This is a genomic window from Leptospira ryugenii (assembly GCF_003114855.1).
GTDB classification, from domain to species: Bacteria; Spirochaetota; Leptospiria; order Leptospirales; family Leptospiraceae; genus Leptospira_A; species Leptospira_A ryugenii.
Genome location: NZ_BFBB01000008.1, coordinates 887,395 through 911,226, shown reverse-complemented (window position 1 = coordinate 911,226; position 23,832 = coordinate 887,395). Strand labels below are relative to the sequence as shown.

Here is a 23,832-nt window from a genome sequence, read left to right as displayed (position 1 = left end):
GTCTTACTTGTTATCGTTTATAAGGGCATCCCTTTAGAATGCCAATTTGAAAACAAAGATGAAAACAAACTATTCTTTGGTAAAACGATTTCTTTTTGTCCTTCCCATCAGCTTTTTTCTGAGTAGTTGTGTGCTCAATCCATTTATCCAATCCCTTTTCAACTTTGAGCAGGGAAAAAAGGATCTAAACCCTTTTCTTTTCGCATTGGCGATCCCATCTCAAAGCCCCGAGCCCACAAAATCATTTGCCTTCAGCAATTGTTCTCCTGCCTTACAACTCTACAAAAATGAAACACAGTTGCTTGTGGCAGTTTACAAAGAGAATGAGTCCAACAAAGATTCTACCATTCAGTGGACAAGCTCAAATGCAACGATAGCTTCTGTCTCGGAGACAGGCCTTGTCCAAGCAGTGGGAGTAGGCATTGCGACGATTACCGCTAGTTCCAATGGCCTACAAGCCAGCTGCAGGGTGAGAACCTTTTCTGGAAATCTCTACGTTAGTTTAGACCAAAACAACCAAATTTACCACCTAACAGTAAACCAAAGTGATGGGATATTAAGTCCAGATAGTAGCTATAATGTAGACCTTGCTCCTACTGGTATCGCCGCAGACCCTTTGGGTCGGTTTCTGTACGTCGCAAATTTTACAACAGGCAGTATCAGTAAGTTTACAATCAATTCAAGTACAGGAGCATTGACTGCAAATGGATCGCTCGGAGGCATCACCAATCCACGAAATATGGTCATCTCTCCCGATGGCAACTTTCTTTACCTGGCAGCAGAAGGGAACCAAAGGATTCTCACATATCCAATCCAAGCCTCCGATGGTGACCTATTAACACCTTTGCAAACAGACACAAATGCTCTCACTGCTAATGTTGGCATTTCTCCAGACGGAAAGTACCTTGCTTCCCTTGTAAATTCCCTTTCCCGGGTTAGGACTTATAGTCGCAACTCTACCTCGGGTGAATTGTCTGTTGCAAAGACAAGCGAGAACCTTTCTCACACAGGTTCTGGAAACATCGGTTTCAACCCTAACGGAAACTATTTTTATCTCGCAAATAATGCACACATATTTGCCTTTCAATTCAACCAGACAAGTGGCGATTTTACGCAAATTGGTTCGGCCACATTACAATCGGGGAGTGCGATTGCGAATGGGATTTGTGTCCACCCTTCCGGAAACTTTCTATACACAGTTGGCCTAAGCGACCAAATCGTCCGCACATACAACATCAACCAAAGTGATGGATCCATAAGCTTCGCAAATGAGATCAATACGTCGGGAGGTAGCATACGTTATTTGGTCTTTGACCCCAAAGGTAAGTACGCATACCTAGCAGACAATTCGGGAGATTTAAAATCCTATTCCGTCAATTCGCAGACAGGTGCCCTATCTTCCTTACAATCGATTAATTTGAGCGCAGGCCAATGGAATCTCCACTTCCAATGATGCGAAAAAATCCTTGAACCCACTGTCTTACACGGGAACTATGCAGGCTAATGCAAAACAAGGAATTGTTGTACATCTATTGTGATGGCTCCTCTCGTGGTAACCCAGGCCCCGCAGCCATCGGTGTTTCTTTCCAAACTCATGAAGGTGAAGAGCTTTTTTACCTCTCCGAAAGGATTGGAAACGCAACCAATAATATTGCGGAGTGGACGGCACTCAAACGAGGTATGCAAGAAGCCATCCAAAGGGAGGAGAAAAAGGTAAAATTTAGATTGGATTCTGAATTGGTCGTAAAACAGATGAAAGGTGAGTATAAGGTAAAGAATGTGGGCCTTATGGAAATGAAAAAAGATTGTGACCTTCTCAAACAACAATTCGAATTTTTTGAAATCCAATATGTGCCGAGGGAACAAAATACCAGAGCAGATGCCTTGGCAAATTTAGCCCAAGACCAAACATGATCCGCCTCCTGTTGCTTTCTCTACTCATCTCCACACAATTCTTTTGCAAACCATCTGCTGTAGACCAGTTCGATCGGATGAAACGAGAGGCTAGTTTTTGGCGGCTTGCTCGTTTCTGCGCCGAAAATGAAAAGGAGCTCCAAAGCCGAGACGAGGAGTGCAAAGCCGCTTTCCTTAGTTCTGAGAAACAATTGCAAAGAATTTTCCAAAGGCAAATGGACCTTTCGTTCGCAAAGTTGCGTATACCGAAGGGAGAAGCCGAGGAAATCGAAAGCCTCCTTCGGGCCAAAACAGAGTTTGGGATTCGTTACTGGGAAATCTGGAAACAAACTGTGATTTTCGAATAGACAAAGCGCTCCTGTCAGCAAAATCAAAGTATGCAGGCCTCGGATCCCTCCCAGATTCTCAAACAGATTGGTCTCAAAGTGACCAAAAATCGTGAAAAGGTCATATCCATCCTCCAAGAGTCCAACCGACCCTTGAACCACCAGGAGATCATGGAAAAATTGCCAAAGGATGAATCTTGGGATCGAGTTACCATCTACCGAGCATTAGCTGACCTGGAAGAAAAAGACCTTCTCAACTCATTGCATTCTACAGACAGAGTTACCTACTTTGAACTCAAAAAAGATGATGGTAAACACAATTCAAAGGTGCACGGACATTTGATCTGCAACCAATGTGGCAGGATAGAATGCGTTGAGGAAGCTTGGGACGGAATACCCACAAGCAAACAATTGAATGGCTTTCGTGCAGAGTCCGTGGAAGTTGTCTTCCGTGGTAAATGTAAAATTTGCCTTTGAGCCTTAGCTCTCGGATCCCAGAGCCCCACCTGGCTCATTTGCGTTTCCTGATCGCCACCATCAAATCTGCGGGCCATGAGGCCTACCTCATCGGTGGCTCGGTTCGGGATCTCTGTATGGGCAAGACCCCAAAAGACTTTGATCTCACCACCTCAGCCCCCCCAGAGACCATTCAAAAGCTCTTCCCTAGGGTCATTGCCACAGGCATCCAACATGGCACGGTTACTGTTCTCTTAGACAAAATTCCCTATGAAGTGACTACCTACCGCATCGACAAAGACTACCAAGATGGTAGGAGGCCAAGCCATGTCGAGTTTGGGACGAGTCTATCCGAAGACCTACGGAGGCGTGATTTTACTATGAACGCATTAGCCTATGACCTGGACCGTGACCTTTTGGTGGATGAGCACGGGGGACAAGAAGACATCCTTCGGAAAACCATCAAAACAATTGGCAAAGCTCGGGCAAGGTTCGAGGAGGACGGCTTACGTCCCATCCGCGCTCTGCGCTTTGCCTCTGTCTTGGGATTTTCCCTTGAGGCCGAGACCAAGGCGGCCATAGCCCAAACCAGAGCTGTGACGGCAAAGGTCTCCGTAGAGAGGTTTTTAGACGAATTGCTGAAATCCTTCCGTGGTCCCTCACCAGCCACGATGCTCCGCCTCCTTTGGGAAGAAGACCTCCTATCTCTGTTCTGCGAAGGATTGCCAAGGGAGCCTTTGGATCGGGAAGAACTTGCCCTCCTAGACCAAGTCCCAAAAGAACCAGTGCCTTTCCTTTTGGGGCAATGGAGTCTTGCCCTATCCTCCGAGGCTTCCCCCTTGCTTTGGGAGGGCTACTTCCAAAACCTACGCTGTTCACAGGCACAGGTGCGGGGGGCTCTCTTTTACCGTACGGTCCGTAACTTCCCAAAAGAGGAAAGTTATCCCTCGGATCGTCTCTGCAAAGAGAGATTCCTTTCCCCTCTCAAACTGTTTCTAAAACAAAGTAAAGAACCAGAAGCCCTTGTATGGGAATTTCTTCTATCGCTACCGGAGCCGCTTTGGCAAAGGGCCAAGCTGATTTGGGACAAACAGCACGCCTTGGTACTGGCAGATTTGGTTGTCAATGGACGAGATTTGGAAAAAAATTTCCCAAACCTAGAAAAACAAAGGTATGGGTACGTTTTGTCCGAACTTTTGGCACGCGTTTGGGAAGACCCAAACCGAAACGAAGTACGTGTCCTTCTAGAACATTGTGCTGAAATAATCAGCAATATGCAAGCTACTTAGCTGCTTTTCCCATTGTAGAGGAAAAGACTAAATATTTTTTGTCCATTTTTTACTCAATTTGCCTGCACCTCTGGGCATTTTCATCCAATAGAAACATTAATTTTTTGGGAACCATCCTAGCTGGTACGCTACTTGCACTAGACTTGGCATAGGAGAAATGGCAAATGAGAAATAAATACACTCTCTTAGTAGCTTCGGCTGCTATTCTAATCAGCCAAGGGTCTCTGTTCGCGCAAACGGCAACACCAGCCGCTAAACCGACAAAAGACAAAGCTTGGTACGACTTAGTCAATTTTTCCGGTTATGTGGATGTATATTACAACTATACAAGCAACAACCGGCAAGGTGGAACTCAAGATACAGCGGGGACTTTTCACACATATAACAAGCAATTTGCGGTAAATGCAGTGAAACTTTCTATGGAGAAGTTGGCAGATAAGGAAAGCCCTTGGGGTTTCCGTTTAGATATGCAAAATGGACAAAACTTGATGTACCAAGAGCGTCCTTACCAAACAACGAACTCCTTGCACAATATGCAGTTATTACAACAGGCATATGTGTCCTTCTACTTCCCAGTATTGAAAGGTTTGACTGTGGATGCTGGTAAGATGGCAACCCACATCGGTTTGGAACTACTTGACTCCAAAGACAACATTGCTTACACCATCGGGTATGTGTTCTTCAACACAATCCCATTTATCCACACTGGTGCCAGAGCTAACTTGCAGATTTCAGATAAGTTAACCACTTCTCTTTATCTCTACAATAGTGCACAAGGTACTGGTTACACTGCCAATGGAAACCAGTTTGGTTATAACGGTCTAACAGCGTATGGCGATACTTCCGCAGGCCTTTCCCCAAGTTTAGCAAGCACCCAACAGCATGCATATGTGGACGGTCCGAACCCAACACGTTCCATCGGAACACAGGTGCGGTACGAAGCGACAGATAAGTTCACTGTGGTTTACAACACCTTGTTTGCCAATGACAACATCAAGGGAAGAGACAACAACGCTCTTTACTACATAAACAACAGAATCGGAAATGGTGGTTTTGCCCAGCAGTCTAACTTTAGACAAGACCATTGGATGATCCAAAACTTAATCTTGATCTTCAAGCCTACTGACCGTTTGACAACCATCTTTGACTTCACACATGGAGAAAGAGTTGGCCAAACAAACACTGCAGCCTTTGGTTGGGAAGAACCGGGAATTTCCAGAGGAAGCTTCAAAACAGCTACTGGTCTTAGCGATGCACAAGTTGCTCCGCTCCCAGCCGCGCTCGTAGAAGCAGGGTTCACAGATTCCACATCTTTCACTCGTCCTAACACGATCAAAAGAATCTACCAAACGTATCAATTGCAAGCTAAGTACCAGTTCACTGAGAAGTTTGCCCTTGGTTTCCGTTATGAGTACTTGGATGACAAACGTTACGGTGGAATCTTGCCTGTTAACCCGCCACTCTTCAACGTAACCCCAGCTGATCGTTATGACCTACGTTTCCAAGATGCTCTTGGTTCCAGACCGTCCGGAAGCAACTTAGGACAGATCCGAACAATTACCTTCACACCAACCATCAACTTCACAGAGAACCTTCAAGTGAAGATCGACTTACGAAGAGATTACGGTCCTGGTTCACAGTTCGTAGACGTTAACGGACGAGCTGCAAGCTACCAAAACGGTATCATCATCGGTGCGGTTGCGAAGTTCTAAGGAGAAACAAATGAAACTCAACTCAATGAAAAAACTAACAATCCTTCTTTTCATCTCCACTATGGCGATGATTACGGTGAGTTGCAAGACCGAGGATAATAGCGATAGAGGATTAAATACCGCTCTTCTCTACCTCGTGAACGATCGAAATACACCAGATCCTGACCAAGTGGTTTGTTTGCAAGCTTACAGCCTCGCAAACTCTTGCGTGAGTGGCTCCCTCCAGTTGTTCAATGCGGGTGTTGGTTGCAGTAGAGCAACTATCGGCGCAGTAGACCCAACTAAGGGAACAACCAGCGAACAAATGGCCGCTCTTAGAGAGTGTGTCCGCGCTGCGGTGAACGATCCGATCCAGCCTTGCAATATGCCACAATTTTCCTACCCAACTGCGGGTCAGGTTGTGACAAATTACATCAAAGCTAAGTGTTCTGTAGCAGAGTATACAATTGCTCCTGCAACAGTGAAAACAAAGAACGATATCACTAGCCTCTTAAAATACTAAGAGACGTAAGTCTATCGGAAACGACAGGAGGAGAGGTAGCTCTCCTCCTTTTTTATTGCTTCTCGGTTTCGGAGTCTTTTTTCTGATTCGGGTTTAAAATTTTATAAAACTTAATGGAAGGTTCTTTTTCAGAATCTGGTTTAATATGTTCCACACGTTCCACAGAAAAACGACGAAAGATGACTGTGATTTTTTGGTCGGGCTCCGATTCGGGAGAAAACTTGGAAACAGGTCGGTAGTATTCCCAATAAATCCTTTCCCCGCTGTGTTTGACTTCATCTGGTTCTCCCAGATAGTTCTTCACATAGATATCATTTTTTCCTTGTAAAATGTCTTTGATATCTTGTCTAAGTTTCAAGCCCGCCAATTGCTCTTTGCTCAGATTGGCTCGTTCTATGTTTGCTTTCTCTTCTGCAGAGAGAGTTTCTTTCATAGTCCTCGCTACCATTTCATTGCATTTGACTTCATCTTGGAAGGTATCCATACACTGCTGGAATACGATCTTCTGGTCCTTGATCCCAGTTTGTGCAGTGGAACAAGCAATGAGACTGTATAGAAGGACAAGTGAGCATTTATTTTGGTACATGCTCTCAATCCTAAACAGCATTCAGAATTTGGATAGTAGAAATCCTAGGTAAATTTCTATGAATGTAGGAATAATTTTGACTAGTTTTGCGTATAATAGAAGGTAAGACAGGATGAAAGTAATGAAATTTTTCGATCACCTAACCATACAGAAGCGATTGATATTGCTGCCGATCCCTTTACTCATTCCCATCATCACCCTTTTATTTTTGCTCACCTCCGAGCAAGACAGAACGATCAACTTCTCAAAACTGGAAGTAGAAGGTATCCATGCCTTAAAACCTGTTTACCTTTCCTTAGAAGAAGGGCTCACACTCTTAAAGATCGGGAATGAAGATAAGGACACCGTCCATGACTTTGTCCAAAAGAGCAAGGCACAAGTGCTTGCAACAGGTCTCGTAGACAAGTCTACTCCCGAGTATAAAAACTGGATCACGCTAGCCAAAAAAGATACCTATGTGGACAAGGATGCGATCCACTTTCTCCAAGCGGCAAAAATCCTCTCTTTAAAGTTAGGTGACAATTCAAATCTAATTTTGGATCCGGATGTAGATTCTTATTACCTGATGGACATCATGATCTTTCGGATCCCAGAACTCTGGCAAATCGTAGCAGATTTGAAACTAACCCTCAGGGAAGAATACAGTGAAGCCCAACAAAAGTATCCTCAATTTTCAGAAGCCGCCAAAACCAAGGCAGTGATTTCGATTGCTGCCATTCGTAAGGCCAAAGAGGACATTAAATTTTCATTCCACAAAACGATCTCTGCAAATGAGACAACCAAAGAGGATCTAGAAAAGGCAATCAAAAGTCTAGACAAGGAAGTTGATTTGGTAACGAGCCAGTTAGAATCCTTATTTACAAAGAGCAAAGAAAAGCCCAAAGACTTTAACCCTGCTTTTGATACGATCCATCAATTAACAAAGATTGGACACTCTGTTCAGATACTTGCGATGGAACACCTAGAACGGTTGATCCAAGAAAGGATCGGTCGCTTTGTTCGAGCAAAGTATTTGTCTCTAATCTTTGTCACATTGCTTTTGGTTTTTTCTACTTTGTTTACCATTGCCATCATCCAAAGCATTACAAAACCTCTCACTCATGTCCTTGAAAAAGTCGAGGAGCTTTCTAGCGGAGAGGCAGACTTGCGTAAGACTTTACCAGCCACTGGCAAAAATGAAATTTCAAAAATTTCATTCTCCTTCAACCAGTTCATCCATAAACTGGCAAAGATCATCAACCAATTGAAAAGCTCTTCATCAGATGCTAGAATGGCATCCGATAGCTTACGAAAAGAATCAATGTCCGTTTCTGATTCGGCACAAGAATTGGCGGCGACCTCCGAACAATCTGCAGCCTCATTGGAAGAATTAACAACAAGCTTTGAGATTATGTTTGAATCCATTGCGAGTGAAACCAAAAACATATTCAAAATCGTAGACGAAATGAAAAAGATCGAAACATCCATTGGCAAGATGGATACTATGTTGATTGATCTTGACCGACAAGCTGTTACGTCATTCGACCTTGCGAAGCAAGGTGACCAAGCGGTCAAAAATACGGACAATGCTATGGACGATATCCGTAATGTAACTCGAGATATCAGTGGCATAGTTGAGCTTATCAATGAAATTTCAGAACAAACAAACCTCTTAGCTCTCAATGCCAGTATCGAGGCAGCTAGAGCAGGTGATGCGGGCCGAGGCTTTGCTGTCGTTGCGGAAGAAATTTCTAAACTCGCCGATAAAACTCAAGAATCGGTCAAGAATATCAAAAAGCTTGTGGAAAAGGGAAATGGAGCCGTCAAAACAGGTGCGGACCATGTTGGCGAAACTGTGAAGTCTCTAGGAAAGATTTTAGAAAAATCTGCCGAAGTACAAAGTTATGTGGCGGAAGTAAAAGAAGAAATGATCAACCAAACGAGCAGTATCGAACGCATTAACGAGGAGTTAGTCGGTTTGAAAGATATGGCTGAAATGATCGAGTTTTCCAGCCGTGAACAGAAAAAAGCTTCAGAAGATATGGTAAACTCCATCAATGTTCTCTCCGGTGGCGCACAAACCTTGGCTACCAACGCAGAAGACCTCAAACTTTTGAGTGAAAGACTCCACCATGTATCAGAGACCATTAAAACAATCTCCGATGAATTTATCACGGACTAGATTATTTTTTACGTCTACTAGTCTTTCGTTCAGAACCACCGCCTGAACTTGTGATTGTGGATACGTTTGTTTTGTTTTGATTTTTCTTCACTTCATTGCCAAACATATCCACTTCCGCTCTCGTTTCTTCGCCTATTTTTTTGTATTCTTTCGGAGAAGATTCGCTAACAGAACTTTTATCACTTTCAGTCACTTCAATTTTGAGAAGGAAAGAGATAACTTCATTTTTAAGATTGTCGACTAACTGATCAAAGAGTTTAAACCCTTGCAATTTGTATTCGACTAGGGGATTTTTTTCTCCATACCCAACTGTCCAAATCCCCTCTTTCAAATGGTCCATAGCATACAAATGGTCTTTCCATCGGTGGTCCAAGATATCTAGGAAAACATTTCTTTCAATTGACTTCCAAATCTCTTCACCGATCCGAACATTTTTATCTTGGTAGGTTGCCTTTATCGCAGAGGATACATCTTCAAACAATCGTAATTGAGGATTGGATTCTTTGCGGTATGTCTCTGCATCCAAAGATATACTGACACCAAGAGACGCGAGCCACTCTTGCAAACTTTCCAAGATCCAACCGCTGGTGTTGTTTCCTTCGCAATAAGCGATGATTTGGTTTTCAGTCACTTCGTCGATAAATTGGATGACTTTTTCAGAGATAGAACCTTTTTCAAGTAGCTCATTTCGAATCCCATAGATATAGATCCTTTGGCGATTCATGACATCATCATACTCTAGCAGGTGTTTTCTGATGTCAAAGTTATGGCTTTCAACTCGTTTCTGTGCTCTTGCAATTGCATTTGAAACCATGCTATGCTCCAACTCTTGCCCTTCTGGCATTTTTAAGGTGTCCATAATCCGAGCAATGCGATCAGAGCCAAAAATTCTCATCAAATCATCTTGTAAGGATAAATAAAACCTCGAGGAGCCTGGATCCCCTTGTCTTCCGGACCTTCCCCTTAACTGGTTGTCAATTCGTCGAGACTCATGTCTTTCTGAGCCGATGATGTGGAGTCCGCCGACTTCAATGACTAAGTCATGGTCTTTCTTCCATTTTTGAGCAGATTCCAATATATCCTGGCAAACTTTTTTAAGAGAACCATTTGCAATTGAATTTATAATTTCAGAAGATTCGTCAAACTTCTGTTTAATGAGTGCTTCACGGAATGAATAGAGCACATCCATTTCGGCTTTGGATTGTATTCCTAATTTTGCAGCTTTTTCGTCTAAAGACTCGAGTTCTTCCTTGTACTTAGCAGCTCCTCCTAGAACGATATCTGTTCCTCTACCCGCCATGTTTGTTGCTATGGTGATTGCTCCTGGTTTTCCAGCATTGGCAACAATTTCAGATTCTCTTTCGTGTTGTTTCGCGTTTAAGACGTTGTGGGCGATACCATTGGCAACCAGCAATTTGGATAACACTTCGGATTTTTCAATGGAAATGGTACCCACTAAGACTGGTTGTTTGTTGGCATATTTTTCCTTAATGTCTTTTATGACTGCGTCAAACTTTTCTCTTTCCGTCTTATACACACGGTCAGGTAAATCATTTCTTTTGACTTTTACATTTGGTGGAATAACGATTACGTCGAGGTTATAGATTTTTTTGAATTCCTCAGCCTCTGTATCGGCTGTTCCTGTCATACCAGCTAACTTGGAATATATCCTAAAGTAATTTTGAAATGTAATAGACGCTAAGGTCTGGGACTCTCTGGCAATCGGTACACCTTCCTTTGCTTCCAAAGCTTGATGGAGCCCATCGGAATAGCGTCGTCCTTTCATGAGACGACCTGTAAACTCATCTACGATAATGACTTCGCCAGCTTGCACCACATAGTCTTTATCTTTTGCAAATAATTTGTGTGCTTTGAGTGCTTGGTTTACGTGGTGGACAAGTTCTATGTTTTCGGAATGGTACAGGTTTTCTATGCTAAGTAGTTTTTCTACATGATGGACACCATTCTCAGACATGATCACGTTGCGGGCTTTTTCATCAACTTCGTAGTCTTCGCCTTCAATGAGCTTTGGGATGATTTTGTCTACTTTGATGTATTTGTCTGTAGATTCTTCAGCTGGACCGGATATGATGAGCGGAGTTCTTGCTTCATCGATGAGGATTGAGTCCACCTCATCCACAATCGCAAAATTGTGCATTCTTTGCACTTTATGCTCCAGATAAGAAACCATATTGTCTCTCAAGTAGTCAAAACCGAACTCATTATTTGTTCCGTACGTAATGTCCGATAAATATGCAGCCTTTCTTTCTTCGTGGTCCATATCATGCTGAATGACACCCACTGAAACTTTTAAAAATTCATAAATAGGCTTCATCCAATTTGCATCGCGTTTGGCAAGGTAATCGTTCACAGTTACAACATGAACACCTAGTCCAGACAGGGCATTGAGATAGATCGGCAAAGTGGATGTTAAGGTTTTTCCCTCACCCGTTTTCATCTCGGAGATATTGCCCCAATGCAGAGAAATACCACCCATCATTTGCACATCAAAATGCCTCATACCTAAAGTTCTGTAAGCAACTTCACGCACCGTTGCAAAAGCCTCAGGGAGGATATCATCCAAAGTTTCGCCTTTAGCTAACCTTTCTTTAAATTTTATAGTTTGAGAGGAAAGCTCTTCATCGTTTAATTCGCGGATGTTCGCTTCAAATGAATTGATTTTTTCTACTATGGGTGTGAGTCTTTTTAGATCCCTTTCGTATTTACTTCCGAATAAGAGTGTTAGTATTTTTTGAAACATATATTTTCCATTAGAGATTTAGAATATTTCGGAATATAATTTTACCAGATTCTTCCATTTGTTTTTGTTTTTCTTCCAAATGATCTAAATCTGGTTTGCCTTGTTTGAGAAACTCTTTGTGAACCTCTTTCCAAACTCCTAGCATTGGTAAAGTCGCCTCGATATGTGCCTGGAAGGCAAATACTCTATTTTCATAAGAATACATTTGGTTTGGATACATATCTGTGCTTAAGAGATGTTTTGCGCCTGGGGGAATCGAAAATACATCCTCATGCAAATGAAATCCCATGAGCTCATTTGAGTTGATGCCACGAAACACTTCGTCCTGCGTATCAATAATTTTCATGGGTGCAAATCCCAATTCTGGACCTTTGTCTCCCTTTTTGACCTCGGCACCCAAGGCTCTAGAGATGATCTGACCGCCAAGACAGATCCCAATGATTTTAGAGGAGCGTACCGCAAGGGCATTTTTTACCAATTGCAAATAGGGCAAAAGAAGAGGATCCTCTCCATTGTTTTGAATCGAGTTCGGACCACCCAAAAGAAGGATCAGAGGGAAGGTGATGTGTGCTTCAGGCATCAAAGAAACTCTTGTATCATAGGCATTGTGATAACTAACTCGATAGCCCTTTTCCCTTAACAAAGGTTCTATGATCCCAGGGCCTTCACAATCTATAAATCGTATAACAAGTGCTCTCATAGAGAATTCATCCCAAATTGAAACTTAAAAAACTTAACTTTTTGGTCAGCCAATATCACTTCTGGCTTGGACTCCTCTGAAATAGAACCTAAAAAATTATAATATAAACGCAAAGGTTTGGTTTCTAAGAGAAGGGTTTCTGGTGTTCCCGTAATGAGTCCCTTCTCCTTCACGCGAAAAGGAGCCTTCATAAATAGAATCGGAACTTCAATGCCACGGTCTTGTTTTTCTTTCTGCATCCTGGCCTTCGCCTGTGAATAGACCTCTCCCCATGGCGCATCCTCTTTTGCATCAACGCTCACTTGGTATGGGTCTACGACCATGTACAAGGCATGGCGCGGAAAATTTTTTTGGATTTCACGGGCTAGTAAGTTGAGAGTGGGGATTTCCTTCCAACAAGGAACACAATCAGGAGAGTAGACATTCAGTGCAAGGTAGTCCAAATCAAGATCCGCCAATCGAACTGTCCTTCCCTCCCAGTCCAAGGCGGACCAGTCAGGCTCCTGAAAGTAGGAGGACTTGGCCGGAGCACAGTGGGGAAGAACCGAAATGATCAGAAGGCAAAATGCCAGGAGAATCTTTTGTCTCATTGCTAGTCTTTCTACTATCCTCCTCTGGCTGAGGAGGCTGTAAAGTATGATTTCAAAACTTTCCCTTGACAGTAAGGGTCCGTTCTAGAAAACTGTCCTAACATTCCACTCCTTCCTTCGGAGACCCAAAGCATGAGCCAATCGCACAAAGAAGATTTCGATATTGTATCCCTAATTGAACTCTGCCGAGAGAAAAAATACGAAACTTGTGTCGCAGGCTTTGGAGCCATTGACAAAATTGAAAAGATTAGCTTACCAAAAAAGTTAAAAAACCGCAAACTAACAGTCCAAGCTCTCTACGCTCTGACAAACCAGTCCATCCAATGGAAGTACCTCTCCAAAGAAGAGAGAGACCAAATCCAAGCAGAAAAAGACAAAATCGCAGGCGTTTCTTCCACAAACACTACATCCTTTGCACCTCATGCCGAAGAGGATATTGATGAAGATTTCATTCCAGAAGAAGAAGCAAAGAAACCAGAACTTTTGGATGAGGACGGCTATGAAGACGAGTTTGGTGACGATTCTGATGATGACGACGACGACTTCGATGACGACGATGATGATGACATAGAAGATGACGATGAAGAAGAAGAGGACTAAGAGGTAAGCCAATTCCTTTCCAAGCAGTCCTAACCGAAAACGGACTCTCCAATTTCTACGACCCTTCTCTCAATCTCTATCTACACTCACAAAGAAACCCTCAAATCGAGGGTTTTCGTTTTTTAGAGCGAGTGCTAAGTTCTACTTCAGATACTATCTGCATCGTTGGCCTTGCAGCTCTCCACCATATTGAGGCTATCACCCTCCAAACCAAGATGGGAAAGAACTTGATTCTCATCGAACCCCTTGAAGAAGTCCGAAAGGAACCTCTTTTCCATGCAAAAAAAAAGGACCTCTTCCAAAAGCTAGAAATCTTGGGATATTCGGTCCTCTATCTGGACGAAACCTGGGAACAATCCTCCTCAATCATTTTATCCTTTTTTAGAACAGCTATGTCCCGGAGCCTTGAAATCATTGCCTTCCCAAGCTACCAAAGGCTCCTCCCCGAGCTTGTCCAAGCTGTCCAAAATTCTCTTTCACGCTTACTCAGCCAACCTAATGTAAATGAGGCGACTATCAATCACTTTGGTCGCACTTGGACGCACAACTATCTCAAGAATTGGAATCTAAACAAAAATAGGCCAATTCCTGCCGGTTACCTTCCTGAAAAATGTTTTTATAAGAAAACTCTTCTCTTCCTAGGTGCAAGTCCTGAGTTAGAAGAACAAGTGGAACGCATCCAAAAGATTTCAACTCATTGTATTACCCTTGCTAGTGATACTGCAGTTCAATTCCTTCTAAAACAAGGGATTCGGGTGGATATGATTTTGTCTATGGACCCGGGCCGAGGGACTCTCTATCATTTTTTACCCAAGGTCCCTGATCATATCCCCATTATAACTTGGTTAGGTGGTAGTACATATTTATTTTCTTTGCCGAATCCTATTTGTATCCTGAACACAGGTTATCCAATGGACCAAATTCTTGAGTTTAAACTTTCTACTCATTGGCCATTGTTCAAAAATCCAAGTTTGAACTTAATTGGAACGGCAAAAGCCTTAGCAGAATGGACTCAGGCAAGTAATCTCGTTATAGCTGGCGTTAGTTTTTTAGCAAAAAATGGAAAATCGCACTGTCGCGGAACCGGATATGAATCATTCCGAATTCCGAATATTCTAAGAAAGAAAACTTGGGAAGACCTCCACCATACACAATTGTACAAAAATGACTCTTTGAAACACCAAAAGGCAAAACAAGTCCTTGAAGAGACAAATGGTTCTTTGGATCCAGCGATCATACCAATTCAAAACCTTGGTACAGAATCCTTCTCTTCCGAGAGCAATCAAACAGAGGGCATTCACATCCTTCCATTTCAGGGATTTCCCGAAATTGATAAGGCGGATTGGAATCAGGCTTTCCAACAGGTTCCCGGTGTTGTTTGTAGGGAATCCTTTCTAAAATTCTTCTCTGTTTAAGCTCCAAACAAGACAGGAATTACGCTTAAATCAAGATCTGCAATCTCTCGGTTTGCGGCGATCACCTTTCTCGCAACAGAATTCCTAGGTTTTGTTCGAGTGCTTGTCATGGAATTTACGATAGATTCCAATCGTTCATTCATAAGTGAATGTAGTTCTGCTTTCTCAGCTTCTTTCCATTCGGACCATGGCAGTGATGATTCTTGGTTGGGTTTCATGTTCTTATCTCCTTTCGATAGAACCATCCTAACAAAGTACTGGGACAAAACTCACAGTTTCTCCTAAAAAAAATAAATCAATTGCGCCAAAGAGAAAATCATGGAATAAGAGTGTTTACCAGGAAAAAGCAATCCGTGAACTTTCAGGAAATCATTTCTCAATTAGAATCATCTAAAGAATCTCGCATCAACTATTACTTTGTTACAGAGGAGCAAAACCAAGAAATCTATGCGCTCCTAGTCCACGTGATGGGCTATATGGACAAACTCTTTCTGGTAGAAGTCGTTTTTACAGTTTTAAAAGAACTTCTAATGAACGCAAATAAAGCGAATGCTAAGCGAGATTACTTCCAAAGGCAGAGTTTAGATATCCAAAATCCAAAAGACTATGCAAAAGGTATGGCGCAATTCCAAGAGAACATCATTCAAAAATGGAATGAACAATTGGAACATTTGGAAGGTGGAAATTTTTATATTAGTTTATTAATGAAAGTTGAAGGTAAAAACATTCATTTTGCGGTAGAGAATAATGCTCCCATCACAACGGAAGAGTTAGCAAGGATCAACAAACGGATAGAGGTAGCGAAAAACTACAATGATCTATCTGATGCCTTTGCCGATGTTTCAGATAGCACAGAATCTGCTGGACTCGGACTAGTATTGATTCAACTCTTATTAAAAAATTCTGGCATTGGCTCTGAGAGATTTCGCATTCACACAAATGACAAGTTGACGAGAGCAACACTAACCGTTCCGGAAATCACAACACCGCAGGAAATTACCACAACTCTAAAAACCAAAATATTGAATGAAATTGATGGTCTTCCTCCTCTTCCGCATTCATTGACCAAAATCATTCAGCTTTGCAACAATCCAGATTCCGATCTGAATATGATTGCATCCGAAATTGAAAAAAACCCGGCCTTATCTGCCGACCTTTTAAAATTATCAAATTCCGCATTTTTTGCAAACCGCAGCCAAGTAGGCTCTATCATACAAGCAGTTAAGGTCGTGGGTTTGAAAAATCTTCGAAACTTACTATATGTATCTGGTGTTCGCAAGATCATGGAAGGTCAATACGGAAAGGTTATGGATGTATGGGACCATTCAAATCGTTGCAGTTATTATGCACGATACCTTGCAACCGAACATACTGTAACCAATAAACTTGCAGACATTATTGCTGTGAGTGCTCTTTTACATGACATTGGAAAGTTTTTGTTGCTTTCTGTTGACCGAGCATTTTTCAAAAAAATTGAAACCTTCCAAAGAGGAACAGACTCAGGAAATTCCACACTCTTAGAAGAAATGGCAATAGGCCTTAGCCACCCTCAGTTGGGAGCACTCTTGGCTGAAAAGTGGGAATTCCCTCTGGACCTGCGAGTTGCAATCGAATACCACCACAAACCTTTCATGGCGCCGAGTGAATTACGCGAGTTAGTTGAGATCATCTATATGGCCAATATGATGAGCGATTTCCAAGAAACCAAAAAAGGTTTTTATGCCATAGACAAAAACCTTTTAGCAAAATTTGGCTTGGATAATATCGAAGTCTTCACCAACGCTGTTAAAAAAGTCGAGACCCTATATAAGAGTGTCAGCAAATAAGCCGATCATTCATTTCGAGCAAGTCTATTTAACTCGAAACGATCACCACATACTCGAAAATATCAGCTTCCAAGTGAAAAGAGGAGAAAGCCTTGCCATCCTTGGACGAAATGGCGCTGGAAAGAGTAGCATTATCAATTTACTCTTTGCTTATCTTTGGCCCACTGCTGGTCGTATATTTGTATTAGGGGAAGAGTACGGAACGGTACCTCTTCAACCCATTCAGAAAAAAATTGGGATACTACAAGCCAACCACCAAGAACAACTCGTACAAAGAGGCTTAAGCTGTCTTGAGGTTCTTGCCACTGGACTTCACCAAACGCTAGGTCTCTACAAAGAGATCACGGAAGAGGAAAGTTTTATTGCACGGAACCTCCTCCAATCATTTTCTATGTTGGAAAAAAAAGACCAAACCTATCATAGCCTTTCCTCAGGAGAAAAAACAAAGGTTCTCCTCCTACGCGCCTTTGTGGGAGACAGAGAGATATTGGTTTTGGATGAACCAACGGCGGCACTTGACCTACGAGCAAGGATTGACTTTGAGAAGAATCTAAAAGAAATCAAATCCTTCCAACCAAACATCACTCGAATTTTGATTACACACCGACTCGAAGAGATCCCTCCCGATTTCCAACAAGTTCTCTTATTAAAGGAAGGCCGCCTTCTTGCCTTTGGAGAAAAAGAAAAGATTCTACAAGGTGCTATTTTATCGGAATTGTATGATATCGGTTTGGGAGTAGAAGAAAGGCAAGGTAGGTTTTATACCTATTTACTATAGTCTGCCATCCGTGAACTACAGATGGCAGACTGTCTGAGGTCTTATCTCTCGAACATCCTCTGTTCTATGAACTGTGTCGCTTGGCATGATCCCATACCAACATCGGTAATGGATTTATCCGCTTCGATACAGAAGATCTTCCACCATCGATTTGTATGGTTTGCTCCTAAAGAGTAGTTTCGCACTTCCCCAATAGAACCCTTGAAGACTCGCACAGTCGCACCAGATACTCCCATGATGGCTTCGCCAGACCAATTGTAGACACTGTAATAACGCACTGGCTGAGCCCAGATATTGCCCTTTACAGTGATGGTCTCTGGACCAAAGCCAGTGGTGATATCAAAGTCAAGGTCACCATTCCCCACACCCAGTGGGCTTCGGTTGTTCCATACAATTCTGCCGTTTTTGTCGGTTGGCGAATACTGCATATGGGAATCCAGGTCTCTTGGTTTTGCACCCCAGGACAAGACGACTCTCATTTCGTTTTCCGCAAGGATAGGAGAGACAAGGATGTTTTGGTTGGCGGGTGTTTCAGAACCCGCCGCGACAACGGTTCGGAAGGTTGTCGCATAGGCTTCTACAGCACTTGTGCAATTGCCTCGTTTTCCAGAACCAGTAACTTCCAAGGTATAGTTTCCAGGAGGGACGTTTGGTATCGCATAAGATCCGTCAGTTGCAGTTTTCACTCCAGGGATGGTCTGACCATTTTCATCGATAGCATAAGGTCCGGATTTTACATTCACTCCAGGTCGAATCCGGGCGGTAAGGTCACAGACTCCCGTATTGTAAAGGGCCGAGAGAGCACGACCGGAAATTGCCCCAGGTGTTTGCGAGCCCGGGACAAAGGTGATGATATCAAAAGTCGTTGTCGCGTTTGCTTGGATATCAACGATTCCTTCCACTGTTTTAAAGCCACTCGCAACAAATCGCACTTTCCAACGACCCGCATTGATTTGGAAGAGATTGTATTGGCTAGCATTTGAAAAGGTTGTAGCACCAGAGCTGAGAGAGGCAGGTAAGACCCCGTCAGTTGGTCGGATCAATCCAGTGTTTGGGTCTACAACTTCCAAAGAGTAAGTACCCGTAAAGGCAAAGCCACCTGGAGTTCGGACAGAACCAGCGAGGTTCCCACGTCCGCTGTTGGTGATCACAGCTGTGTTGACGATGACAGTTCCGCCACCACTTCCCACTTCCACTGGGAAGTAAGTTACAATGCCATTCTTTTCTACGCGAAGGCTATAGTTGCCTTGTGGAACAAAGAGGAAAGAGTAAGATCCATTGGAGGAAGAAAGTAGAGAACCTATGGTCTGGTCTTGGCCAGCTTGGCGTAGGCTTGGAACGGAACAAGTATTGTTCACAAAAGTACCGCTACAGTCCCGCCGAACGTCAGCCACAAAATTTCCACCTTCAAACCTTCCTAAGGTGAGTGTGGCGCCTTCTACCGGCAATGTGGAAATGGCATCTGTTACCGTTCCAGAGACTGTAGAACGGACATTATGTACGGCAGTTCCACTGAAATTGAATGTCACGGGATTTGTTGCATATTGGTTTGTGGCAACAGAGGATACATCTAAACTAAAACTTGCAGGAGCTAAGTAACTAGCCCTTGGGCTGGAGACGGTTAGATCTACAACTATGGCTTGGTAAGTAGACTGTCTGAAGTTGTATTGGTTTCCATTTGAGATTGTGACCGAGGCATAGACATCGTCTTCGACAGCTATCGTATCCGCTTGTGCGAGAGTCTGTGCAGTTCCCGACGCAAGGGCTTGGAGGGCATAGGATACTCTTTGCGCATCTGAGGTCAATTGAGACGGAAGGGTAATCACATAAGAAGATCCATTGAATGCAAAGGATCCACCAGAAGTGATTGCGATGTGTGCCAAAGCCTGTCCGTTGCTATTTGTATTGCCTAGCAAAACCACATACAAACCTGTTTGGTTGCTATGGATGCTTGGGTTAGTAGGCGCAGTGTCTCTGACTGAGATGGTTCCGGCAATCTGCGCTCGTCTATCGATCGATGTGAGTGTGATCTGGCCAGCATTCACATCATTGCCATTGAGTGTGATACTCACAGGGTATTGTGAGCATGGTGTCCCCTGGTTGGCACACCAGGTTTCGTAGCCAGGTGCTGAAATGGTATAGGCCCAGAGTCCGGCTTGCGCGGTGAAATACACTTGTTGGTCAGAGGGACGCACTTCATATACTTTCGAGCCCCATGTTTGGTAGTTCCAAGGACCATTGCCTTGGTAGGTTTGCAGGCAAGAAAGACTTGGGTTGGTAGCACAAGAGCAGATTCCAGAGGAGGGATTTGCCAAACAATTCACTCCTGCTACAGCACTCAAAGCTTCCAAAATCCAGAGCTTTACTGCATTTCCAAGAAGTGGGTCTGTGCTTAGGTGGAAGAGTTGAGAAGGCCTCTGCAAACGGTCAGGACGGAAATTGATCACGGATCCTGGAATGTGAACACCATTGGCATCTCTAATAAAGCCAAATACATTGGATTGTTTTGGTACTACGCTGATAGGAGAAGGTAAGGATTGGTTTTTATTGCCCCCATCGGGTGAGGCCGTGAAAAGAAAGGATTGCGAAACTGTCACTAGGTTGGGACCGGATACCTCGACATAGTAAACTCCGCTCGGAAGACCAGATCCGTTTAGTTGGAAACTTCCATTGCCAGTAATGCTTACGGTATCAATGATTGCGCCTTGCTCATTTTTCAATTTGATCGTATATACAGTCGTTTGGTCATTTGAAACTGCCCCGTTGATCACTGAACCAGAAAGACTGAGGCTACTTTCTTGAGCAGCTAACCAAGGTAAATTGGTCTCACCAAGCCCAACTACAGTAGTAAGCGATGGGTTTGTGCCTTGGAATGTAAAGTGGATGAATTCTGAAATAGTTCCATAGGTTTGGCCACTGGTAGTGACACTGGAACCATCGTAAACGATTGTATAATTTCCATTGGAAAGGTTCGGAATTTGGATAGAGAACTGACCAGAAGCATTGCTTGTGGTGCTCGCTACAGTATTTCCATTGGCATCCACTAGATTGATGGTAATGCCAGCCAATGGACCCGATGGGACAACAAATCCATCTGCATTAAAACCACTTGTAACCAAAGACCCTGTAATTTGGGCGGGACCAGAAAGATAATATAATCTCTCCGCATACAAAGTCCCTACATCTACTAAGGTAGGGCCTGAAATACTAGGATTGAATACGAAGGAAAAGTCTTGGTATGCGTAGTTGAGTCCATTGCCATTGTTAATCAAGACCCGGTAATTGTTGTTAGGCAAAGAATTGAAATCGAAGGAAAAATTTCCATTTGCATCTGCATTGGTGCTAGCAACTAACACAGATTGGCTGCCATTTGCCACTTCAATCCGAACGATGATTTGCGAAAGATCCACACAATTTGGATAGGAAGGAGAGCCTACTTGTCCGCACACATCGTTCGATGGATTGCCAGCAACCACTGGTTGGATCTTTCCAAAAACCCTAGCAGGTCCTGAAGTCGGAATTTCTTGTTCCGCGTTGTTTTGGGGGATCTCGCCCGTGGAAGAAGGTGAGACGGAACCATTGGAAGGCGGAAGTGCCACGCCATTGGAATCAGGAGGAGTTGTAGAACCAGCCGAATCAGAGGGATTGCCCGCTCCACCTGAGCCAAGCAAAAACCAGAAAGGCATAGATTTTGACTTTTTAGAGCAACCTACTCCAAAAGAAGCTAATACAAAGAGAAGAAAGAGAGTCCCTTTCTTAAACATACATTCACCTCAAACAACATTCGCATTCGTTTACAATTGGGCCAGACGATCCAAGGATGCCTCCTGACCAGGGTCTAGACTCAGGTATCATAAATTTCATGACAATCTTTTTTTTTCGTCCTGGTTGGAAAAGAGGCAAAACCGGACTTTCACCCTACACTTCGGAAAAAGTCATAGGAAACTGAGACCTGCGGTGTTTTTTCTTTCAATTTATCGGCGGGTTTCATAGGAATGACGGGTGTTCGACCTGAGTTTGGCCCATTTCCCCGTACATTACCTATTGATTCCCTTTACCTACGGATTTGTGGGCTGGGTGACCAATTGGCTGGCCCTAAAAATGACCTTCTACCCCATCCGTTTTTGGGGCATTCCTCCCTATCTTGGATGGCAGGGCATCATCCCGAGAAAGGCTCATAAGATGGCCAGCAAATCGGTAGATGTGATCACAGGACGTCTCATGAATGTCCAAGAGGTTTTCCAAAAAATCGACCCTGTACGTGCAGAGGCGGAATTCTTACCTAGTTTGGAACGTTCCATTGATGATTCCTTAGATGAGTTTGCCAGAGCCATTGACCCAAAAATTTGGGAATCTCTTCCCAAGTTGGTGAAAGAAGAAATCCAATTTAAGATCAGAAGGGAGTCTGGATATACAATTCGAAAGGTGATTCGGAATTTACAATCTGACATCAATTCCCTCTTCGATGTAAAGGCTCTCGTATTAAAAAAACTATCAGGAGATAATGTAAGTTTGGTTGTGGAACTATTCCAAGAGGTAGGCGCACCAGAGTTTAAATTCATTGAACGATCAGGTTTTTATTTTGGATTTCTTTTGGGATTGGGACAGATGGTCTTTTATTTTTTCTTTCCGATCTGGTGGACCTTACCTTTACAAGGAGTGATTGTAGGTTATTTGACAAACTACCTAGCTTTAGAAATGATCTTTCGTCCCTTACACCCAAAATCAATTCTGGGACTCTTCACCTACCAGGGATTATTTTTAAAAAGACAGAATGAAGTCTCTCGACTCTATGCGAAGTTGGTATCAAAGAAAATTTTGACTGCAAAAAATATTATGGAAGAGTTGGTGTTTGGGAAAGCTGCAGAGGAATTGCTAAAGCTTGTGAGAGATAGCATAGAAAAGCAAGTGGATCATCTTTCTACTATCGCAAAACCTATATTATTCGCTACTGGCAAATTACCAGAGTATGAAACTGCTAAGGCTGTCATTTCCGCAAGACTTTCCGAACATGCGATAGGCAATGCCTCCCAATTAGAAAATTATCTTGGTGAGGCATTAGATCTAGAAAAAACCATGGGAGATAAAATGGCAAATCTTCCTCCCGAAGAGTATGAATCTATTTTACGATCTGCCTTTCAAGAGGATGAGATGTTGCTTATTCTTGTGGGTGCAGCATTGGGTGCCGTTGTTGGTTTCTTACAAATATTTTTTATCTAAAGAATCGGAATAAATGAAACAAATTCTTTTGACAGGAGTTTCTGGTGTAATTGGAAGTAAGTTATGCCTTCGATTGTTGCCCAAATACAAAATCATAGCCATTGGCAAACAGTATAGCAATATACCCTCAGAAATTAGACACCACCAAAATTTTAAATTCTATGAACGGGATTTTGAAAACGTACACTCTGTACAAGATCTGCAAATTTCTGAATCTGTTGATTTGGTTCTACACCTAGCTGCGGCCGTTTCAGGAAGTAAAATTACCTACCAACAATTTGAACAAATCAATGCCATTTCTACGAAAGTGCTTGTCACTTGGGCCAACTCGCTAGCAAAAAAACCGATTTTTGGCTTAATGAGCTCTGTGTCTGTTTACGGCAACCCAAGTGGAAAGATTGTTCCTTCCTCAGATCGACTGGGAGAGAGTTTCTATGCCAAATCAAAAATTCTAGCCGAGGATGCAGTGATCTCCTCTCAACTTAGATATTCGATCTTTCGGATTGCTTCTGTATATGGCGAAGGTACAAAAAGTTTTATCACAAAGACCAAAGCCTTGTTTCAGAAAGGGATCCGTCTGCATCTCTGGGAGGAAAAGGAAAAATCCATTTTGCATATTGAGGATCTCTTAGCTGCCTTGGTGTTTTGGTGCCACAAGTCCCTTGGTGGAGAGACGGTGCGTCCCATCTATGTTCTGAGTGAGCCAGAACCAATCCGTATAGTTGAGTTGTATGAGCTTTTCCAGGAATGGAAAGGAAAACGATCCTTTCTGATCCCTGTCCCTCTCTTTCCTTTTTTGGTACGACTCTGGGAAAAATGGCACACCTGGAGGAGGAAACAAAACCCTCACCTAAGTAGAGAATTTCCGCTTGCAGGCCTACTCAAAGCAGTGTGGATTTACGATGAGGAATCCTGGAAAGATTTAGGAATAAAACAGCAGAGGAGCTTACGAAAAGCGAATATTCATAGTCAATAATTCACTAAAGGTGTGCCGAT

At 43.0% G+C, this 23,832-nt stretch carries 20 protein-coding genes; 14 read left to right on the top strand and 6 right to left on the bottom strand.

Annotated features, from left to right (window positions below; translation table 11 throughout):
* Positions 1–58 precede the first annotated feature (58 nt).
* The 7 genes from DI060_RS16940 to DI060_RS16910 all read left to right on the top strand — a co-directional run bounded on the left by DI060_RS16940 (position 59) and on the right by DI060_RS16910 (position 6,199).
* Positions 59–1,453 carry a beta-propeller fold lactonase family protein gene (locus tag DI060_RS16940; protein WP_108978092.1) on the top strand — a complete coding sequence of 465 codons (1,395 nt, stop codon included), beginning with the start codon at positions 59–61 and terminating at the stop codon, positions 1,451–1,453.
* Positions 1,454–1,503: 50 nt separating this feature from the next.
* Positions 1,504–1,914, top strand: coding sequence for a ribonuclease HI family protein (locus tag DI060_RS16935; protein WP_209452063.1), 411 nt, complete (start codon positions 1,504–1,506; stop codon positions 1,912–1,914).
* Complete coding sequence (locus DI060_RS16930) at positions 1,911–2,261, top strand: hypothetical protein (RefSeq protein WP_108978091.1); 351 nt, start codon at positions 1,911–1,913, stop codon at positions 2,259–2,261. The genes DI060_RS16935 and DI060_RS16930 overlap by 4 nt, the downstream gene beginning before the upstream one ends.
* Positions 2,262–2,291: 30 nt before the next feature.
* Complete coding sequence (locus DI060_RS16925) at positions 2,292–2,717, top strand: Fur family transcriptional regulator (protein ID WP_108978090.1); 426 nt, start codon at positions 2,292–2,294, stop codon at positions 2,715–2,717.
* Positions 2,714–3,985, top strand: coding sequence for a CCA tRNA nucleotidyltransferase (locus DI060_RS16920; RefSeq protein WP_135355089.1), 1,272 nt, complete (start codon positions 2,714–2,716; stop codon positions 3,983–3,985). Before DI060_RS16925 ends, DI060_RS16920 begins: the two co-directional genes overlap by 4 nt.
* Before the next feature lie 164 nt (positions 3,986–4,149).
* Positions 4,150–5,697 (top strand): outer membrane beta-barrel protein, encoded by a 1,548-nt coding sequence (locus tag DI060_RS16915; RefSeq protein ID WP_108978088.1) that lies wholly within the window; start codon positions 4,150–4,152, stop codon positions 5,695–5,697.
* A 10-nt stretch (positions 5,698–5,707) separates the two neighbouring features.
* Entirely contained in the window at positions 5,708–6,199 is a 492-nt protein-coding gene (locus tag DI060_RS16910; RefSeq protein WP_108978087.1) for a hypothetical protein, read from the top strand.
* A 52-nt stretch (positions 6,200–6,251) separates the two neighbouring features.
* On the opposite strand, the gene DI060_RS16905 is transcribed toward DI060_RS16910, so the two are convergent.
* Positions 6,252–6,785 carry a hypothetical protein gene (locus tag DI060_RS16905; protein WP_244594465.1) on the bottom strand — a complete coding sequence of 178 codons (534 nt, stop codon included), beginning with the start codon at positions 6,783–6,785 and terminating at the stop codon, positions 6,252–6,254.
* A 121-nt stretch (positions 6,786–6,906) separates the two neighbouring features.
* Between DI060_RS16905 and DI060_RS16900 the strand changes: the two genes are divergently transcribed.
* A complete protein-coding gene (locus DI060_RS16900) occupies positions 6,907–8,946 on the top strand; it encodes a methyl-accepting chemotaxis protein (RefSeq protein ID WP_167837038.1) in 2,040 nt (679 codons plus the stop codon).
* Between the two features lies 1 nt (position 8,947).
* On the opposite strand, the gene secA is transcribed toward DI060_RS16900, so the two are convergent.
* Genes secA through DI060_RS16885 form a run of 3 tightly spaced genes read right to left on the bottom strand, consistent with a single transcriptional unit; the run spans position 8,948 to position 12,997 of the window.
* Positions 8,948–11,707, bottom strand: a complete 2,760-nt coding sequence (secA, locus tag DI060_RS16895; protein WP_108978085.1) for a preprotein translocase subunit SecA — start codon at positions 11,705–11,707, stop codon at positions 8,948–8,950.
* Positions 11,708–11,717: 10 nt separating this feature from the next.
* Positions 11,718–12,407, bottom strand: a complete 690-nt coding sequence (locus tag DI060_RS16890) for a type 1 glutamine amidotransferase (protein WP_108978084.1) — start codon at positions 12,405–12,407, stop codon at positions 11,718–11,720.
* Complete coding sequence (locus DI060_RS16885; RefSeq protein WP_108978083.1) at positions 12,404–12,997, bottom strand: TlpA family protein disulfide reductase; 594 nt, start codon at positions 12,995–12,997, stop codon at positions 12,404–12,406. Before DI060_RS16885 ends, DI060_RS16890 begins: the two co-directional genes overlap by 4 nt.
* Before the next feature lie 132 nt (positions 12,998–13,129).
* On the opposite strand from DI060_RS16885, the gene DI060_RS16880 reads away from it, so the two are divergent.
* Both DI060_RS16880 and DI060_RS16875 read left to right on the top strand, forming a co-directional pair.
* Entirely contained in the window at positions 13,130–13,597 is a 468-nt protein-coding gene (locus tag DI060_RS16880) for a DNA primase (RefSeq protein WP_108978082.1), read from the top strand.
* Positions 13,598–13,728: 131 nt separating this feature from the next.
* Positions 13,729–15,012 carry a 6-hydroxymethylpterin diphosphokinase MptE-like protein gene (locus tag DI060_RS16875; RefSeq protein WP_108978081.1) on the top strand — a complete coding sequence of 428 codons (1,284 nt, stop codon included), beginning with the start codon at positions 13,729–13,731 and terminating at the stop codon, positions 15,010–15,012.
* On the opposite strand, the gene DI060_RS16870 is transcribed toward DI060_RS16875, so the two are convergent.
* Entirely contained in the window at positions 15,009–15,230 is a 222-nt protein-coding gene (locus DI060_RS16870) for a hypothetical protein (RefSeq protein WP_135355088.1), read from the bottom strand. The genes DI060_RS16875 and DI060_RS16870 overlap by 4 nt on opposite strands.
* A gap of 135 nt (positions 15,231–15,365) precedes the next feature.
* Here DI060_RS16870 and DI060_RS16865 point away from each other — a divergent pair, with 135 nt between their 5' ends.
* Both DI060_RS16865 and DI060_RS16860 read left to right on the top strand, forming a co-directional pair.
* Complete coding sequence (locus tag DI060_RS16865; protein ID WP_108978079.1) at positions 15,366–16,838, top strand: HDOD domain-containing protein; 1,473 nt, start codon at positions 15,366–15,368, stop codon at positions 16,836–16,838.
* A complete protein-coding gene (locus tag DI060_RS16860) occupies positions 16,825–17,616 on the top strand; it encodes an ABC transporter ATP-binding protein (RefSeq protein ID WP_244594464.1) in 792 nt (263 codons plus the stop codon). Before DI060_RS16865 ends, DI060_RS16860 begins: the two co-directional genes overlap by 14 nt.
* Positions 17,617–17,657: 41 nt before the next feature.
* Here DI060_RS16860 and DI060_RS16855 read toward each other — a convergent pair whose 3' ends face one another.
* Complete coding sequence (locus DI060_RS16855) at positions 17,658–21,380, bottom strand: Cna protein B-type domain protein (RefSeq protein ID WP_108978078.1); 3,723 nt, start codon at positions 21,378–21,380, stop codon at positions 17,658–17,660.
* A 280-nt stretch (positions 21,381–21,660) separates the two neighbouring features.
* Between DI060_RS16855 and DI060_RS16850 the strand changes: the two genes are divergently transcribed.
* Together DI060_RS16850 and DI060_RS16845 are read left to right on the top strand one after the other, a co-directional pair.
* The gene (locus tag DI060_RS16850) at positions 21,661–22,836 is read left to right on the top strand and encodes a DUF445 domain-containing protein (protein WP_108978200.1); all 1,176 of its coding nucleotides are present in this window, start codon (positions 21,661–21,663) and stop codon (positions 22,834–22,836) included.
* A gap of 13 nt (positions 22,837–22,849) precedes the next feature.
* Entirely contained in the window at positions 22,850–23,812 is a 963-nt protein-coding gene (locus DI060_RS16845; RefSeq protein ID WP_108978077.1) for an NAD-dependent epimerase/dehydratase family protein, read from the top strand.
* Positions 23,813–23,832 lie beyond the last annotated feature (20 nt).

Coding starts and splice junctions, on each gene's coding strand:
- DI060_RS16940 (WP_108978092.1), top strand. CDS start 59: ATGAAAACAAACTATTCTTTGGTAAAACGATTTCTTTTTGTCCTTCCC.
- DI060_RS16935 (WP_209452063.1), top strand. CDS start 1,504: ATGCAAAACAAGGAATTGTTGTACATCTATTGTGATGGCTCCTCTCGT.
- DI060_RS16930 (WP_108978091.1), top strand. CDS start 1,911: ATGATCCGCCTCCTGTTGCTTTCTCTACTCATCTCCACACAATTCTTT.
- DI060_RS16925 (WP_108978090.1), top strand. CDS start 2,292: ATGCAGGCCTCGGATCCCTCCCAGATTCTCAAACAGATTGGTCTCAAA.
- DI060_RS16915 (WP_108978088.1), top strand. CDS start 4,150: ATGAGAAATAAATACACTCTCTTAGTAGCTTCGGCTGCTATTCTAATC.
- DI060_RS16910 (WP_108978087.1), top strand. CDS start 5,708: ATGAAACTCAACTCAATGAAAAAACTAACAATCCTTCTTTTCATCTCC.
- DI060_RS16905 (WP_244594465.1), bottom strand. CDS start 6,785: ATGTACCAAAATAAATGCTCACTTGTCCTTCTATACAGTCTCATTGCT.
- DI060_RS16900 (WP_167837038.1), top strand. CDS start 6,907: ATGAAATTTTTCGATCACCTAACCATACAGAAGCGATTGATATTGCTG.
- secA (WP_108978085.1), bottom strand. CDS start 11,707: ATGTTTCAAAAAATACTAACACTCTTATTCGGAAGTAAATACGAAAGG.
- DI060_RS16890 (WP_108978084.1), bottom strand. CDS start 12,407: ATGAGAGCACTTGTTATACGATTTATAGATTGTGAAGGCCCTGGGATC.
- DI060_RS16885 (WP_108978083.1), bottom strand. CDS start 12,997: ATGAGACAAAAGATTCTCCTGGCATTTTGCCTTCTGATCATTTCGGTT.
- DI060_RS16880 (WP_108978082.1), top strand. CDS start 13,130: ATGAGCCAATCGCACAAAGAAGATTTCGATATTGTATCCCTAATTGAA.
- DI060_RS16870 (WP_135355088.1), bottom strand. CDS start 15,230: ATGAAACCCAACCAAGAATCATCACTGCCATGGTCCGAATGGAAAGAA.
- DI060_RS16855 (WP_108978078.1), bottom strand. CDS start 21,380: ATGTTTAAGAAAGGGACTCTCTTTCTTCTCTTTGTATTAGCTTCTTTT.
- DI060_RS16845 (WP_108978077.1), top strand. CDS start 22,850: ATGAAACAAATTCTTTTGACAGGAGTTTCTGGTGTAATTGGAAGTAAG.